Raw genomic sequence first — 16,468 nt, 5'->3', positions numbered from 1 at the left:
AGTCTCTGTTGATGTCCTTTCCTCCAGGTACTTAGATGTTTCAGTTCCCTGGGTTTGCTTGAAACCTCCTATGTATTCAGAAGTCTCATACCTTCTTTTGATAACCGGAAATCCAAAACCTCTTCGATCGAAATCTAAAGGCCTAGGCATCTCACATTTCTGTTCGAACCCCACACCACAGTCTTTCGACTGAGGTCTTGGAGTTCCGGCTATCGAAGGTGGGTTTCCCCATTCGGAAATCCATGGATCAAAGCTTCTTCGCAGCTCCCCACGGCTTATCGCAGCGTAGCACGTCCTTCATCGCCTCTCAGCGCCAAGGCATCCACCGAACACCCTTAAGGCACTTGATTGCTCTCATTATCAATGTCCACACACTCGGCAGAATGTTGTCTGCAGAACTACCTTGCGGCACGCGCCCTCGATGAACGCTATCTGCAGCCGGACAATGATTAGAAAGACCAGCTTGCTTCGTAAGATCGTTCCGATAGCGAGGCGGTCAAGCTTCGCTAAAAGGATCATTTACAACTCGCTTGTCTTTCAAAGCAGCCTTGTGAGCTACAATGGAAGACGCACGAGCGCCGAAATGATCCGGAGATAATGAAGTATCGCGCAACAATTACTTGTTGCCCGATCCAACTCGGATCGATCTCCTCTTTACGATGTCAGAAATCACGCAGCTTACTGTCCATCCGGACTAGTAAGTGCGAAGTGATGTTTCGCGGACGACGGTATGAGCAGCCGGTGATCAAACCATCTGGTGGAGCCAGACGGGATCGAACCGACGACCTCATGCTTGCAAAGCACGCGCTCTCCCAGCTGAGCTATGGCCCCGTAACCAGAAGACGAATGCTCACTCGATGAGTGTGGTGGGCCTGGGAAGACTTGAACTTCCGACCTCACGCTTATCAAGCGCGCGCTCTAACCAACTGAGCTACAAGCCCCTAACGCATATCCAGTCAAGGACCAGGGATTCTGCAAGGTTGCAGCCCCAGCGCGTGTTCGTCCGCGAAGAAAGAGAAACGAAGACGGCGAAATCCCGCCAATGCAGCTCAACGATCCTGACGACCGTTGGCCACTGATGTTTCTAAAACGGTTCGATAGAAGCAAGCTTCTGAAGAACCATCCTTAGAAAGGAGGTGATCCAGCCGCAGGTTCCCCTACGGCTACCTTGTTACGACTTCACCCCAGTCGCTGACCCTACCGTGGCCGGCTGCCTCCCTTGCGGGTTAGCGCACCGTCTTCAGGTAAAACCAACTCCCATGGTGTGACGGGCGGTGTGTACAAGGCCCGGGAACGTATTCACCGTGGCGTGCTGATCCACGATTACTAGCGATTCCAACTTCATGGGCTCGAGTTGCAGAGCCCAATCCGAACTGAGACGGCTTTTTGAGATTTGCGAAGGGTTGCCCCTTAGCGTCCCATTGTCACCGCCATTGTAGCACGTGTGTAGCCCAGCCCGTAAGGGCCATGAGGACTTGACGTCATCCCCACCTTCCTCGCGGCTTATCACCGGCAGTCTCCTTAGAGTGCTCAACTAAATGGTAGCAACTAAGGACGGGGGTTGCGCTCGTTGCGGGACTTAACCCAACATCTCACGACACGAGCTGACGACAGCCATGCAGCACCTGTGTTCCAGGCTCCGAAGAGAAGGTCACATCTCTGCGACCGGTCCTGGACATGTCAAGGGCTGGTAAGGTTCTGCGCGTTGCGTCGAATTAAACCACATGCTCCACCGCTTGTGCGGGCCCCCGTCAATTCCTTTGAGTTTTAATCTTGCGACCGTACTCCCCAGGCGGAATGCTTAAAGCGTTAGCTGCGCCACTAGTGAGTAAACCCACTAACGGCTGGCATTCATCGTTTACGGCGTGGACTACCAGGGTATCTAATCCTGTTTGCTCCCCACGCTTTCGTGCCTCAGCGTCAGTATCGGGCCAGTGAGCCGCCTTCGCCACTGGTGTTCTTGCGAATATCTACGAATTTCACCTCTACACTCGCAGTTCCACTCACCTCTCCCGAACTCAAGATCCTCAGTATCAAAGGCAGTTCTGGAGTTGAGCTCCAGGATTTCACCCCTGACTTAAAGACCCGCCTACGCACCCTTTACGCCCAGTGATTCCGAGCAACGCTAGCCCCCTTCGTATTACCGCGGCTGCTGGCACGAAGTTAGCCGGGGCTTATTCTTGCGGTACCGTCATTATCTTCCCGCACAAAAGAGCTTTACAACCCTAGGGCCTTCATCACTCACGCGGCATGGCTGGATCAGGCTTGCGCCCATTGTCCAATATTCCCCACTGCTGCCTCCCGTAGGAGTTTGGGCCGTGTCTCAGTCCCAATGTGGCTGATCATCCTCTCAGACCAGCTACTGATCGTCGCCTTGGTGAGCCATTACCTCACCAACTAGCTAATCAGACGCGGGCCAATCTTTCGGCGATAAATCTTTCCCCGTAAGGGCTTATCCGGTATTAGCACAAGTTTCCCTGTGTTGTTCCGAACCAAAAGGTATGTTCCCACGCGTTACTCACCCGTCTGCCGCTGACGTATTGCTACGCCCGCTCGACTTGCATGTGTTAAGCCTGCCGCCAGCGTTCGCTCTGAGCCAGGATCAAACTCTCAAGTTGGACTTGAACTTTGAACCGGCTGATCACAACGTTTTGACGAGGTCCCACCATTTTTCATCGACCGAAGTCGATGAGCTGCCCGCGATTCACATCGCTGGCAACGATGGTGTAACCTTAAAACGTGTACCGCCGAAGTCTTTCGTCCCCTCTCAGAACTCAAAAGCCGAAGCTCTTCAGTATCCGAGAGGCGCAAGGACTCCGCCGTCCACGTTTCTCTTTCTTCATCTTCACTTGTCAAACAGCCCGGGACCAGGAGGTCCCAACCTTCCAGAGAGGAAGGGTTCCGACACCCTTACCGACGATGGATGAACTCCAATCGACTTACGTCGACTGTTGTGTCACTCAACAAGGTGAGGAGCATCAGTGGCGCGTTCGCTCGCCTTGGTCAGTGACCCGGCGGCGCCGCGCTCAGTGGTCGGGTTATAGGCCCCGCCCATCGGGGTTGTCAACGACCATTGTCAGAAAATCGTCGCACGGTGGATTGTTCGAAAAATCCACGCGATTACAGCAGGTTAGAAAGTCGGTGAGCGGCTGGATCGCGCCGGCGCGGAGAAAAAACTCAAAAAAAGTTTGGGCTCGAGAGGGCTCCGGAGGCGGCATGAGGCGACTTGGACGCGACTTGGATCGCTCGTCCCTGGAAGGCCCCTGACGCCCGGCCGTTCGGGAAACTTTTCCATATTAGGCGCCGTACTTGAGCCACAATCCCCCGGCGTTCTGGTACAGACAAAGCTTGAATCGCAGGGATGCCAGTGGGGGCTGCCGGCGGTTTGTGTGGGGTCAGAGGAAGGCGATCATACGATGAAGCGGCCTTCTTCAGACATTCGAGACACATCGAGAGATCTTTTTCCGCTTAGCTGTTCGTAAATTCGGCCGGTCCGACATCTGGGCCTTCTGACCGCGGACGCCTATGCGGCTTGCCTTTTCCAGAGACGCCCCGAAGAGGGCGGCTCAAGGAGGGGCTCGAAACAGGGTTGCTCGAAACGGGGCTGCTCGAAATCGGGCTCTCGGATCGTTGATTGGGGGACTTGGGTTGAACCATAGGACGTCACGCGGCGCTTACGGGCGTGAGACCGGGATCATCGATCTCGGCCACGAGCCGCCGCTGTCCGTCGATGGTTCGGAAGCCGCCGTCATCGATCGCCGCCGCGTCTCGGTGCAATGGTTCAGCGGGACGATTCTAACCGGACTTTGCGGCGCAGCCCTGATCGGCGGCGCCGTTTTCGCTTCGCTCGACGGCGAGATGACCTTCGCCAAGGTGCCGGAGCGCGTCGAAGGCGCGCTGCGCGGCGCATTCGGCGCAGCCGACCGCACCGCCACGCTGCACAAGAGCGACCGCCTGCCGCCGCCGAGCGAATCCACGGCCTCGCGCAACATCGTGCGCGTCTCGACCGTCGCCCGCGTCGGCAACCGCGACGTGATGCGGGTGCGTCCCTTCATCCGGATTGCCGGCAATCTGTCGATGACGACGAGCGATCTGTCGGCGAAGATCCCGCCATTCAACGCCCAGCGCCTTCTCACCGATGTCGGATCCGATCCGAAGGCGGCATCCGAGGATCCCAACAATCCGGAAGCCGTCGAACCCGACGCCGAGGTCTCGTTCGTCACCAAGGACCTCTCCCAGGTGCTGCCGAAAGCCAAGATTTCCGCAGTGGTGGCGCTCGACGACATCCTGATGCGGGTCCGCGATGCCGCCAACTGGCGCGGCAATGGCGGGGTGCGCTACGCCGCGCTCTCCAATGCTGCGGCCGACGTCTCCGGCGCGACCGGCCCGTCCGATATCAGAAGCGCCTACGCCACCGAAGTGTCGCCGTCCGATCCCTATGCCGGCTTCGAGACGCGCGTGGTGCCGGAAAACGTCACGCTGCTGCCGAAGACCAAAGAGCAGATCACCGGCGGCAATCCCAACGGCGAACGCGTCCACGTGGTCAAGAAGGGCGACAGCGTCGCCGGCGTGCTGCGCGATCTCGGCGCCACGGCCGAGGAGATCAAGGCGATCACCGCGACGCTTGGGCCGCGCGGCCGCGACGGCGGCCTGAAGGAAGGCGAGAAGCTGCGGATCCTGATGGCGCCCGCAAGCCCCGGCGCCCGCCTGCAGCCCTACCGCGTCGTCATCGCCAACGAGACCATGGTCGAGGCGATCGCGGCGCTGTCCGATCTCGGCAAATACGTCGCGGTCGACGTCTCCAGCATGAACACCGTCGCCGACGCGGCGGCGAACGCCAACAGCGACGACGATGACGAGGATGACGGCACGGGCGTGCGGCTCTACCAGAGCATCTACGAGACCGCGATGCGCAACAAAGTGCCGATGCCCGTCATCGACGACATGATCAAGATCTATTCCTACGACGTCGATTTCCAGCGCAAGGTGGCGCCGGGCGATTCATTCGACGTGTTCTACGCCGGCGAAGACGAAGGCGTGACCGCGAGCGAAAAGAACGACGTGCTGTTCGCTTCGCTGACGCTCGGCGGCGAGACCAAGAAATACTACCGCTACCAGAGCCCCGATGACGGCGTCGTCGATTACTATGACGAGACCGGCAAGAGCGCGAAGAAGTTCCTGGTGCGCAAGCCCGTCAACAACGCCATCATGCGCTCCGGCTTCGGCGGCCGCCGTCACCCCATCCTCGGCTATGTGAAGATGCATACCGGCGTCGACTGGGCCACCTCCTACGGCACGCCGATCTTCGCCTCCGGCAATGGCGTGATCGAGAAGGCCGGCCCCGAGGGCGGCTACGGCAAATACATCCGCATCAAGCACAACAACGGCTACGAGACCGCTTATGGCCATATGTCGGCCTTCGCCAAGGGCATGGAGCCCGGCAAGAAGGTGCGGCAGGGCCAGGTGATCGGCTTCGTCGGTTCGACCGGCGCGTCGACCGGCCCGCACGTCCACTACGAAATCCTGGTCAACGGCCGCTTCGTCGATCCGCTGCGTGTGAAACTGCCGCGCGGCCGCTCGTTGGAAGGCCCGATGCTGGCCGGCTTCGAGAAGGAGCGCGACCGGCTCGACGGCATGATGAGCGGCCGCGCCGGTGCCATCGCCCGGATGTCGGACGCCACCGGCGGTCCGTTGCAGGTCACCAACAGGTAAAGCCGGCGAACCGGGCCGAGATCGGCCGGACATATTCAAGCACGAGCCGGATTTGACGACGTCGCGCGGGGCCCGGCTTGGCCGCATCACAACGTCAAGTTTCGTTTGCCAAAGCGGCATGAGGAGCGAATACTTTCCAAAAAACGGGAGGTCTCGCCATGAAGAACAGGCTCGCCTGCGCAGCCTTCGTCGCTGCGGTCGTCTCCGCTACCAGTGTTTCGGCCGAAAACTGGGAGGTCACCAAGCTCGTTCCGGGCTCGGCGTTCCACGGCGTGCACGGGCTTGCGATCGACAAGGCCGGCCATCTGTTTGCCGGCAGCGTCGCGGGCGCGGCGCTCTACGAGGTCGACATCCCCGGCGGTAGCGCGAAGGTTGCAATCCCCGCCCCGATCGGAATGGCCGACGACATCGCATTCGCCCCCGACGGCACCATGGCCTGGACCGGATTCCTGGCCGGCGATCTTTATTCGCGCAAGGGCGACGGCCCGATCAAGAAACTCGCTTCAGGCCTTCCCGGCATCAACTCGCTCGCCTTCCGCAAGGACGGCAGGCTGTACGCCACCACCGTCTTCCTCGGCGACACGCTCTATGAGATCGACGTCGAGGGCGTCAAACCGCCGCGCCAGATCATGGAGAAGATGGGCGGCCTCAACGGCTTCGAGTTCGGTCCCGACGACAAGCTCTACGGTCCGCTCTGGTTCAAGGGACAGGTCGCAAAGGTCGACGTCGACAAGGCCGAGCTGACCGTCGTCGCGGACGGCTTCAAGGTCCCGGCCGCGGTGAACTTCGATTCCAAGGGCGATCTCTGGGTAGTCGACACCGCGCTCGGCCAGCTCGTTCGGGTCGATCCCAAGTCGGGCGCCAAGACCATGGTCGCACAATTGAAGCCGTCGCTGGACAATCTCGCGATCGACGACAAGGACCGAATCTACGTCTCCAACATGGCCGATAACGGCATCCAGGAGGTCGATCCGGCGACCGGCCAGGCGCGGCAGGTGATCATCGGCAAGCTCGCCTTGCCCGGCGGCATCGGCGTCACGTCAGAGAACGGCAAGGATACGATCCACGTCGCCGACGTGTTCGCCTATCGCACGGTGGACGGCGCGACCGGCGAGGTCACCGAGAAGGCGCGCATGCACGCCGCCGGCGTCACGCTCGAATATCCGATGAGCGCAACGGCGAAGGGCAACGATGTGGTCCTATCGAGCTGGTTCACCGGCACGGTGCAGGTGATCGACGGCAAGACCGGGGCCACCCGCGACATGCTGCACGGCTTCAAGGCGCCGCACGACGCGCTCGTGCTCGCGGACGGCAGCATCCTGGTGGCCGAGTTCGGCACCAAATCGCTGGTCCGCGTCAGCGGCGAGCACGGCAAGGATCGCACCACACTGATCGGCGGCCTCGAGGGCCCGGTCGGGCTCGTCGCTGGATCGCGTGGCGAGGTCTATCTCACCGAAGCCTTTTCCGGCGTGATCTCGATGATCGAGAGCAACGGCGAAAAGACAGTCGTCGCCAAGGACCTGAAAATGCCCGAAGGCATCGCCCGCGCCAGAGACGGCAAGCTGATCGTAGCGGAGGTCGGCGCCAAACGGTTGATCGAAATCGTGCCGGAGACCGGCACGGTTACCGAGATCGCGGCCAATCTTCCAATCGGCCTCGTGGGTGCACCCGGAGGACTGCCGACGCACATTCCGACAGGCGTCGGCATCGGGGAATCCGGCACGATCTATTTCTCTTCTGACATCGAGAACGCGATCTACAAGCTCACGAAGAAATAGGTCGCCGCAGTAAGTTCGCCAACAACCCGCAAAACAAACCGCCCCGGAGAGGTTGACATCTCCGGGGCGGCTTGTTGCTTCAGGCTTCGAATGCCGACGATCAGTTCAGCTTCCGCTTCGACACCGGCGCCTCGAACTGGGCGATCTCCGCGGTCTGCGGCGCCTTGCCGTTGAAGGTCAGCACGTTGCCTTCGGAGGAGATCGCAACGTTGTCGCCGTCCTTGACGTCGCCGGCCAGGATCATCTCGGCGAGCGGATCCTGGACGTGACGCTGGATCACGCGCTTCAGCGGCCGTGCGCCGTAGGCGGGATCCCAGCCCTTGGCGGCGAGCCAGTCGCGGCCCGCAGCGTCGAGCGTCAGCACGATCTTGCGATCGATCAAAAGCTTTTGCAGCCGTGCGAACTGGATCTCGACGATCCGGCCCATCTCGCTCCTCTGCAAGCGATGGAACAGGATGATCTCATCGACGCGGTTCAAGAACTCTGGCCTGAAGTGCGCCCGCACCATGCCCATCACCTGCTCGCGCACGGCCGAGGTATCCTCGCCCTCCGGCTGGTTCACCAGAAACTCCGAACCGAGGTTCGAGGTCATGATGATCAGCGTGTTGCGGAAGTCGACGGTGCGGCCCTGGCCGTCGGTGAGGCGGCCGTCGTCGAGCACCTGCAACAGCACGTTGAACACGTCGGGATGCGCCTTCTCGATCTCGTCGAACAGCACGACCTGGTAGGGCCGGCGCCGCACCGCTTCGGTGAGCGCACCGCCCTCGTCATAACCGACATAGCCCGGAGGCGCGCCGATCAGCCGCGAGACCGAGTGCTTCTCCATGTACTCGGACATGTCGAGGCGGACCATCGCGGTCTCGTCGTTGAACAGATACTCGGCGAGCGCTTTCGTCAGCTCGGTCTTGCCGACGCCGGTGGGCCCGAGGAACATGAACGAGCCGGTCGGCCGGTTCGGGTCCTGCAGCCCCGCGCGCGAACGGCGAACGGCGGTCGCGACCGCACGCACGGCCTCGGCCTGGCCGACGACGCGCTTGCCGAGCGAGTCCTCCATCCGCAGGAGCTTGTCTTTCTCGCCTTCGAGCATCTTGTCGACGGGCACGCCGGTCCAGCGCGAGACCACCTGCGCGATGTGGTTGGCGGTGACCGCCTCCTCCATCATCTCGCCGGAGTTCTCCTTGGCCTCGATCTCCGCAAGCTGCTTTTCCAATTCGGGGATCCGGCCATAGGCCAGCTCGCCGGCCTTCTGGAATTCACCGCGCCGTTGTGCGTTGGCAAGTTCAACCCGCAAGCCGTCGAGCTCGGCCTTCAGTTTCTGAGCGTCGGAGAGCTTGTTCTTCTCCGCGCTCCAGCGTGCGGTGAGCGCCGCGGACTTCTCCTCGAGATCGGCCAGCTCCTTCTCCAGCGTCTGCAGGCGGCTCTTCGACCCGGCATCGCTTTCTTTCTTCAACGCTTCCTGTTCGATCTTCAGCCGGATGATTTCCCGATCCATCGAATCCAGCTCTTCCGGCTTGGAATCGACCTGCATCTTGAGCCGCGCGGCCGCCTCATCCATGAGGTCGATGGCCTTGTCCGGCAGGAAGCGGTCGGTGATGTAGCGGTTGGACAGGGTCGTGGCGGCGACCAGCGCGGAATCGGTGATCCGCACGCCGTGGTGCTGCTCGTATTTGTCCTTCAGCCCGCGCAGAATGGAGATCGTATCCTCGACCGAGGGCTCGCTGACGAAGATCGGCTGGAATCGCCGCGCCAGCGCCGCGTCCTTTTCGACGTGCTTCTGGTACTCGTCGAGCGTGGTGGCGCCGATGCAGTGCAGCTCGCCGCGGGCGAGCGCAGGCTTGAGCAAATTGGACGCGTCCATCGCGCCATCGCCCTTACCAGCGCCGATCAGCGTGTGCATCTCGTCGATGAACAGGACGAAATTACCATCGCTCCCGGTCACCTCCTGCAGCACGGCCTTCAGCCGCTCCTCGAACTCGCCGCGATATTTTGCACCTGCAATCAGCGAGCCGAGGTCGAGCGACAGCAGCTTCTTGTCCTTCAGGCTCTCCGGCACGTCACCGTTGACGATGCGCAGCGCCAAGCCCTCGGCGATGGCGGTCTTGCCGACGCCGGGTTCGCCGATCAGGACGGGATTGTTCTTGGTCCGGCGCGACAGCACCTGGATCGTGCGGCGGATCTCCTCGTCGCGGCCGATGACCGGGTCGAGCTTGCCGTCGCGCGCCGCCTGAGTGAGGTCGCGGGCATATTTCTTCAGCGCGTCATACGCGTTCTCGGCCGTGGCGGAGTCCGCCGTTCGGCCCTTGCGCAGCGCTTCGATCGCCGCGTTGAGGTTTTGCGGGGTGACGCCGCCCTTGGCCAGGATCGCGCCCGCCTCGCTGGTCTTCTCCAGCGCCAGGCCGAGCAGCAGCCGCTCGACGGTGACAAAGCTGTCGCCGGCCTTCTCGCCAGCCTTTTCGGCGGCGTCGAAGGTGCGCGCGAGTTCGGGCGCCAGATAGATCTGGCCGGCTCCGCCGCCAGAGACCTTCGGCACCTTGTTCAGGGCGTCCTCGGTCGCCTTCAGGATTGCGCGGGAATTGCCGCCGGCGCGGTCGATCAGGCCGGCAGCGAGGCCTTCATTGTCGTCCAGCAGCACCTTCAGGACGTGCAGGGTCGAAAACTGCTGGTGCCCTTCGCGCACCGCAAGCGACTGCGCGGACTGGACGAAGCCTCTGGAGCGTTCGGTATATTTTTCGATGTTCATTTCGTGGTCTTTCCCTCGGCCTGCCCCTGGAGCCCTCAAAGGCACTCCAAACGGCATCTTCATTGGGTTTCCGATTACCGCATTGACGTTTCTCAACCGGCAACGGTCGTTATCAGCCGGCGCTGGCGCCGGCCTGACCCAGATGTGGGAAGCGAGGCCTCGGACCGGAAGAGGCGAGTTCACAATTTCGTGCGCGGATCCGCCCGCTTGGCGCCGGTGGGCCGAATCCCCTAAGTAGCGGCATGACACCCAGCGCAATGACAATCAGCCAGACCGCCGAGATCACCGGGCTCTACCGCTACCCGATCAAGGGCCTGACGCCGGAGGCCCTGCCCCGCGTCTCCCTGCGAGCCGGCCAGACCCTGCCCGCCGACCGCCGCTACGCCATCGAGAACGGCCCGAGCGGCTTCGATCCGGAAGCACCGCAGTGGAAGCCGAAGATCCAGTTCCTGATGCTGGCGCGGAATGAGCGGCTAGCTTCGCTCGACAGCCGGTTCGAGGACGCGACCAATTGCCTGACCATCCGCAAGGACGGCCAGATCGTCGCCAGCGGCGATCTCGAGACCGCCGCCGGGCGCGCCGCCATCGAGGACTATTTCAGGGAAACTTTTCAGCCGGAGCTGAAGGGCCCGCCCAAGATCCTGTCCGGCCGCGACCACAGCTTTTCAGACGTCGCCCGCAAGGTCGTGTCCATCATCAATCTCGACAGCGTCCGCGCGCTCGAGACCATGCTCGGCGGCGCCGCCGTCCACCCGCTACGCTTCCGCGCCAATCTCTACGTGAAGGGCTGGCCGGCCTGGTCCGAGCTCGACCTCGTCGGCCAGACGCTCGCGATCGGACAGGCCCGGCTGCAAGTGGTCAAGCGCATCAAGCGCTGCCCGGCCACCAATGTCGACCCTGATACCGCCAAGCGCGATCTCGAAATCCCCGCCACGCTCTCGAGCAATCTCGGCCACATGGACTGCGGCATCTATGCCGAGGTGATCGCTGAAGGCGACATCGGCGTGGGCGACGCGGTTGCATTGGAACAGCCGAAGCTGGTGTGACGCTGCGCGCTGGCCCCGCTCCGCCATTGCGAGCGAAGCGAAGCAATCCAGGAATGCGCCCGCGGAGACAGTCTGGATTGCTTCGTCGCTTCGCTCCTCGCAATGACGGCCGTCAGTTCGGCATCACATACGCATAGATCCGGCCGCGCGAGACCGGTGCTTCGCGAACGCGGTTGCCGTTGTTGCCGGAGATCATGATCGGATTGCCCTGCGCGTCGACACCGGTGATGATGCCGACATGACCGCCCCGGCCACCACGCGACATCACTGCGATGGCGCCGACCTGCGGACCGGACACGCGCGTGCCGTAATGCGCGAACGAATTCGCCATGTCGGAGCCGGTGCCACGATGACCGGTCTTTTCGAGCACCATGTTCATGAAGCGCGCGCACCACAGGCTACCGCGACCGGTCGGATTGCCGCCGACATAGCGGCGTGCCTCGGACACGAGGCCCGACCCACCGCCGAAGCCGCCGCCGCTCGTCGCGCTATTGGCCATGCCGCCGTCATTCGCGTTAGTGGCTATCCCACCTCCACGCCTCATAATTCGACGGCTGGCGCGCGTGGTCATCTCACCGCTGGTAACCATTCCAGCGTTGCCGCTCATGGCCATTCCACGGCTGCCGCTCATGGCCATTCCACCACTGCCGCTCATAGCCGTTCCAGCGCTGCCGCTTATGGCGATGCCGCCGCTATTGGCGTTCGGATCATAGCTGGCGAAGGTGTTGCCGAAGCCGTTCGCCTGCAATTGCGCCGCGCCGCGCTCGAAGCGCGAGCCGCGTGCATGCCGGTAATGATGATGTCTGCTGGCGTGATGCGCGTAAGCGTGCCGCTCTGCGCTATGACGATGAGGTCGTGCTGACGCCGGAGAAGTGAAGGCGGCGAACGCCGCGAAGAAAACAGCCAGCGCAACGACACAGCGCGACAGGCGAGACGCAAACAACTCGAACATTCTTCATCCTTCGTTGACACCCCACTTCCCCGTCGGCCCGTGCGGTGGCCGACATCCGCGGGCTGTATCAGTATCCTGATGTGGCGAGAACAAGACGCGGCCCCTAAGAATTTGGACGATGATTAATAAGTGCTACCATCGTATGCGCTGACCGCAGGACGGCATTCCAAAGCCGCAGCCACCTCAGGGAGAAAACCGGATGCCTCACGCCCTCACGAAGGACAATTGTCGACTCTATTTCGAAGAAGCGGGCACGGGCACGCCGATTATTTTTCTGCACGAATTCGCGGCCGACTACACCAATTGGGAGCCGCAGATGCGCTACTTCTCGCGCGGCCATCGCTGCATCACCTATTCCGCACGCGGCTACACGCCATCGGACGTGCCTGATGGCGAGGTCTACCGCTACACGCATTTCTACACCGATGCGCTCGCGGTGCTCGATCATCTGAAGATCGATCGCGCGCACTTCGTCGGCCTCTCGATGGGCGCCTATTCGTCGCTCCAGATCGGGCTCAACGCGCCCCAACGTGCGCTGTCGATGACGCTCGCCGGCGTCGGCTCGGGCTCGGAGATCGAGAACCTCGACGCTTGGCGCCAGCAGTGCCGCGCCAACGCGGAGCAATTCGAGATGCTCGGCTCAGCCGAAGTCGCAAAAGTCACGCGCGAGGCGCCGAGCCGGATTCCCTTCCTGGTGAAGGACCCGCGCGGTCACGCCGATTTCTATGCCGCCCTGGCGCGGCACGACGCCAAGGGATCAGCGCGGACGATGCGCGGCTTCCAGGCCGGCCGTCCCTCGATCTTTACGATGACGGACGCGATCAGAGCGGCCACGACGCCGGCACTCATCATCTGCGGCGACGAGGACGATCCGTGCGTGGGCGCAAGCCTGTTTCTGAAGAAGCATCTGCCGGCGGCAGGGCTCGCCATGTTTCCAAAGTCCGGCCACGTCCTCAATCTCGAAGAGCCAGCGCTGTTCAACGAAACGGTGGAACGGTTCGTCACGCTGGTGGAAGCGGGAAGATGGCCGGTGCGCGACCCGAGGTCACTGGCGGCGCATTAGCGCGAAGGCGTCACCAGGTACTGGGTCGCGTAGATGGGGTAACGGGCCGGCCTACTTCCTGCCGCCCCGCGTCAGCAGAAACACGCCCTGCTCGCCGAACAGATTCCACACCCACCAAGGCATCCGCAGCCGCAGCGGACGGCCGTAGAGGTCGAGCGCCTCGGCACGTTCCATCTTGACGTCGATCGCGTCGCAGAGCTCGACGAAATCCTTGATGGTGCAGAAATGGATGTTGGCGGTGTCATACCAGCTTGCCGGCAGGTTCTCCGTGCGCGGCATGTGGCCGCCGATCAGGAGCTGGAGCCGCATCTTCCAGAAGCCGAAATTCGGGAACGACACGATGGCGCGGCGGCCGATGCGCAGCAAATTCTCCAGCACCACTTTCGGCTGCCGCGTCGCCTGCAACGTCTGCGACAGGATCACGTAGTCGAAGGCGTCATCCGGATAATTCACGAGGTCGGTGTCGGCATCGCCCTGCACCACCGCAAGACCCTTGGCGACGCAGCGGTTGACGCCCTCGCGCGACAGCTCGATGCCGCGGCCGTCGACGCCGCGGGTTTCCAGCAGTTGGAGCAGGTCGCCCTCGCCGCAGCCGACGTCGAGCACCTTCGAGCCCGGCTTGACCATGTTGGCCACCAGCACATGGTCCGCGCGAAAATCACCGGGCTGCCCGGTCGCAAGGCCGCCCAGCGGCAACGCTTCCTGTACAGACATGACTAGCCGTCCTTAAGCATTATTGGCGGTGAGCCCGCGCGCCTTGCCTGCCGATTGCAGGAAGGCGCGGGAGATATCAAGGAATTCGGGCACGTCGAGCAGGAAGGCGTCGTGACCGCGATCGGTCTCGATTTCGGCGAACGACACCCGCGCGCTCGACGCATTCAGCGCGTGCACCAGCGCGCGCGATTCCGAGGTCGGGAACAGCCAGTCGCTGGTGAAGGAGACCACGCAGAAGCGGGTCTGGATTCCCGCGAACGCCTTCGCCAGCACACCGCCGTGGTCGGCGGCGATGTCGAAATAGTCCATCGCGCGGGTCAGATAGAGATAGGAGTTGGCGTCGAAGCGCTCGACGAAGGACGAGCCCTGGTAGCGCAGATAGGACTCAACCTGGAAGTCGGCGTCGAAAGAGAAAGTCGGCAGCTCGCGGTCCTGCATGCGCCGCCCGAATTTTCGATGCAGCGCGGCGTCGGAGAGATAGGTGATGTGCGCCGCCATCCGGGCGACAGCGAGGCCACGATGCGGATGGATACCTCGATCGGCATAGCCGCCATGGTGCCAGTCGGGGTCGGCCATCACCGCCTGACGGCCAAGCTCGTGGAACGCGATGTTCTGCGCCGAGTGTCGTGTCGAGCAGGCAATCGCCAGCGCGGAGAACACGCGACTCGGATACGCCGCAGTCCATTGCAGCACTTGCATGCCGCCCATCGAGCCGCCGACGACCGCGAACAGCGTGTCGATGCCGAGCCGGTCGATCAGCATCGCCTGCGCGCGCACCATGTCGGGGATGGTGATGACGGGGAAATCGAGCCCCCAAACCTTGCCGGTCGCGGGATTGATCGAGGCCGGGCCGGTCGAGCCCATGCAGCCGCCGATCACGTTGGAGCAGATGATAAAATATTCGTTGGGATCGAGCGGCCGGCCGGGGCCGACCAAGGTCTCCCACCAGCCGGGCTTGCCGGTGACAGGGTGCACGTTGGCGACGTGCTGGTCGCCGGTCAGCGCATGGCAGATCAGGATCGCGTTGGAGCGATCGGCATTCAGCTCGCCGTAGGTCTGGTAGGCGATCTGGAACGGGCTGAGATCGACCCCGCAGTCGAGCCGCAGCGGCTGCTCCGAGCCGAACTGCGCGACGTGCGAACTCGGATGATCCACCTCGTGCGACCGCTCGTCGGCGGTGATCGCGGGACTCGGAATGGACTGGACGCCAACCATCTGACCATCGACCTCGTTTGCGATCGTAGAAGTGACCGCATTGACATCAGGCCATGAAAAACCCGGCCTGAACGATAGGTTCGGCCGGGATCGAAAGCGTCCCCGGCCTGTTTAGCGAGTTTTTTAACGTGGCTGCAAGCCGGCCGGCTCAAATGACCACGGAACGGGTAAAAACTACCGTCTTGGACGGTTTTCGTCAAGTCACGGCCCGGATCAGCCAAATTCGCCTGTCGCGCCACGGGCGGAAAGGGCCCGATTTCTCTTTGCATTTCTCTTTGCTTTCGCAGCCCCGACTGCCTAATCAGGATATCCATCACAGCGGTGACGGCTCGACTGATCCGCATTGGAAAGCCTCTCAGCAGCACCTGTCAGACATGTCCCAACGTCCGCCCGCGCCACCATCACTCCAGGAATTGCGTAAGGAGATCGACGCGATCGACGAAGGCATGCATCGCCTGCTGATGCAACGCGGCGACATCATCGACCGCCTGATCCAGGTGAAGCAGACCCAGGAGGTCGGCTCGGCGTTCCGCCCGGCACGCGAGGCCTCCATGATGCGCGACCTCGTGCAGCGTCATCGCGGCATCCTGCCGCTCGACACGGTCGAGAGCATCTGGCGCGTCATCATCGCGACCTTCACCTATGTCCAGGCCCCGTTCTCGGTCCACGCCGACATCTCGGCGAGCGAGCCGGCCATGCGCGATTCCGCGCGATTCCATTTCGGCTTCACCGTGCCTTACGTCGCGCATTTCAGCGCGCAGGCGGCGGTCGAGGCCGTCGCGAAGTCCAAGGGCGATCTGGCGCTGGTCTCGGCGACCTCGAGCCGCACGCCGTGGTGGCTGTCGCTGGAAGAAGCTGGCGCGCCAAAGATCATCGCGCGGCTGCCCTTCGTCGAGCGCGCCGACCATCCGGCGGCGTTGCCCGTGTTCGCGGTCTCGCGCGTCGCCGACAGCGCGCTGGTGACGGAGGTCGAGACCTTCAGCGTACGCGTCTCTGGGTGGAATGCGGAGGTCGCGCGCGCCCTGTCGCCGCTCGCCGAGATCGTGGCGGTGCCCGACACCGCCTTCGACGGCGCCGCGCTGCTGGTCTCGGTCACCGCGACAAGCAGCATCGACAAGATCAAGGCTGCCCTGATCGAAGCGGGGGCCTCGGTGCGCTCCACGGCCCTCGTCGGCAGCCACGCAACGCGCTATACGGTGCCCCCGACCGGGTCGAAATCGTAAGTCGCGAACCGCTTAAGCCCACTCC

General features: G+C 62.5%; 9 protein-coding genes, 2 tRNA genes, 2 rRNA genes and 1 riboswitch (1 of these 14 only partly in view). Of the genes, 5 read left to right on the top strand and 8 right to left on the bottom strand.

Annotated features, from left to right (window positions below; translation table 11 throughout):
- From IVB42_RS22490 to IVB42_RS22475, 4 genes are all read right to left on the bottom strand, one after another.
- Positions 1-350 (bottom strand): 23S ribosomal RNA (locus IVB42_RS22490) (it extends 2,523 nt beyond the left edge of the window).
- A 405-nt stretch (positions 351-755) separates the two neighbouring features.
- Positions 756-831: transfer RNA gene (locus tag IVB42_RS22485), tRNA-Ala, on the bottom strand.
- Between the two features lie 33 nt (positions 832-864).
- Positions 865-941 (bottom strand) — tRNA-Ile (locus IVB42_RS22480).
- A 188-nt stretch (positions 942-1,129) separates the two neighbouring features.
- A 16S ribosomal RNA gene (locus tag IVB42_RS22475) occupies positions 1,130-2,618 on the bottom strand.
- The 16S and 23S rRNA genes sit together here with 2 tRNA genes alongside, the layout of an rRNA operon.
- 1,030 nt (positions 2,619-3,648) lie before the next feature.
- On the opposite strand from IVB42_RS22475, the gene IVB42_RS22470 reads away from it, so the two are divergent.
- Entirely contained in the window at positions 3,649-5,712 is a 2,064-nt protein-coding gene (locus tag IVB42_RS22470; RefSeq protein ID WP_018453272.1) for a M23 family metallopeptidase, read from the top strand.
- Positions 5,713-5,870: 158 nt separating this feature from the next.
- On the top strand, positions 5,871-7,490 hold the full coding sequence (locus IVB42_RS22465; RefSeq protein ID WP_085350725.1) for an SMP-30/gluconolactonase/LRE family protein: 1,620 nt from the start codon (positions 5,871-5,873) through the stop codon (positions 7,488-7,490).
- A 100-nt stretch (positions 7,491-7,590) separates the two neighbouring features.
- Here IVB42_RS22465 and clpB read toward each other — a convergent pair whose 3' ends face one another.
- Positions 7,591-10,230, bottom strand: a complete 2,640-nt coding sequence (gene clpB / locus IVB42_RS22460) for an ATP-dependent chaperone ClpB (protein ID WP_018453270.1) — start codon at positions 10,228-10,230, stop codon at positions 7,591-7,593.
- Between the two features lie 257 nt (positions 10,231-10,487).
- Between clpB and IVB42_RS22455 the strand changes: the two genes are divergently transcribed.
- A complete protein-coding gene (locus IVB42_RS22455) occupies positions 10,488-11,276 on the top strand; it encodes an MOSC domain-containing protein (RefSeq protein WP_247471254.1) in 789 nt (262 codons plus the stop codon).
- A 112-nt stretch (positions 11,277-11,388) separates the two neighbouring features.
- On the opposite strand, the gene IVB42_RS22450 is transcribed toward IVB42_RS22455, so the two are convergent.
- On the bottom strand, positions 11,389-12,228 hold the full coding sequence (locus IVB42_RS22450) for a TIGR02594 family protein (RefSeq protein ID WP_018453268.1): 840 nt from the start codon (positions 12,226-12,228) through the stop codon (positions 11,389-11,391).
- A 199-nt stretch (positions 12,229-12,427) separates the two neighbouring features.
- Between IVB42_RS22450 and IVB42_RS22445 the strand changes: the two genes are divergently transcribed.
- Positions 12,428-13,291 carry an alpha/beta hydrolase gene (locus IVB42_RS22445; RefSeq protein ID WP_018453267.1) on the top strand — a complete coding sequence of 288 codons (864 nt, stop codon included), beginning with the start codon at positions 12,428-12,430 and terminating at the stop codon, positions 13,289-13,291.
- A gap of 51 nt (positions 13,292-13,342) precedes the next feature.
- Here IVB42_RS22445 and metW read toward each other — a convergent pair whose 3' ends face one another.
- Together metW and IVB42_RS22435 are read right to left on the bottom strand one after the other, a co-directional pair.
- Positions 13,343-14,005 carry a methionine biosynthesis protein MetW gene (metW, locus tag IVB42_RS22440; protein ID WP_018453266.1) on the bottom strand — a complete coding sequence of 221 codons (663 nt, stop codon included), beginning with the start codon at positions 14,003-14,005 and terminating at the stop codon, positions 13,343-13,345.
- A 12-nt stretch (positions 14,006-14,017) separates the two neighbouring features.
- Positions 14,018-15,220 carry a homoserine O-acetyltransferase gene (locus IVB42_RS22435; protein WP_018453265.1) on the bottom strand — a complete coding sequence of 401 codons (1,203 nt, stop codon included), beginning with the start codon at positions 15,218-15,220 and terminating at the stop codon, positions 14,018-14,020.
- 90 nt (positions 15,221-15,310) lie between these two features.
- Positions 15,311-15,390: riboswitch (SAM riboswitch) on the bottom strand.
- A gap of 204 nt (positions 15,391-15,594) precedes the next feature.
- Here IVB42_RS22435 and IVB42_RS22430 point away from each other — a divergent pair.
- A complete protein-coding gene (locus IVB42_RS22430; protein ID WP_026232498.1) occupies positions 15,595-16,443 on the top strand; it encodes a chorismate mutase in 849 nt (282 codons plus the stop codon).
- The last annotated feature ends 25 nt before the right edge of the window (positions 16,444-16,468 follow it).

The organism is Bradyrhizobium sp. 45, from assembly GCF_023073155.1.
Taxonomy (GTDB): Bacteria; Pseudomonadota; Alphaproteobacteria; order Rhizobiales; family Xanthobacteraceae; genus Bradyrhizobium; species Bradyrhizobium canariense_D.
Note: the sequence above shows the minus strand (reverse complement) of the source record. Positions and strands in the feature narration are given on the sequence as shown.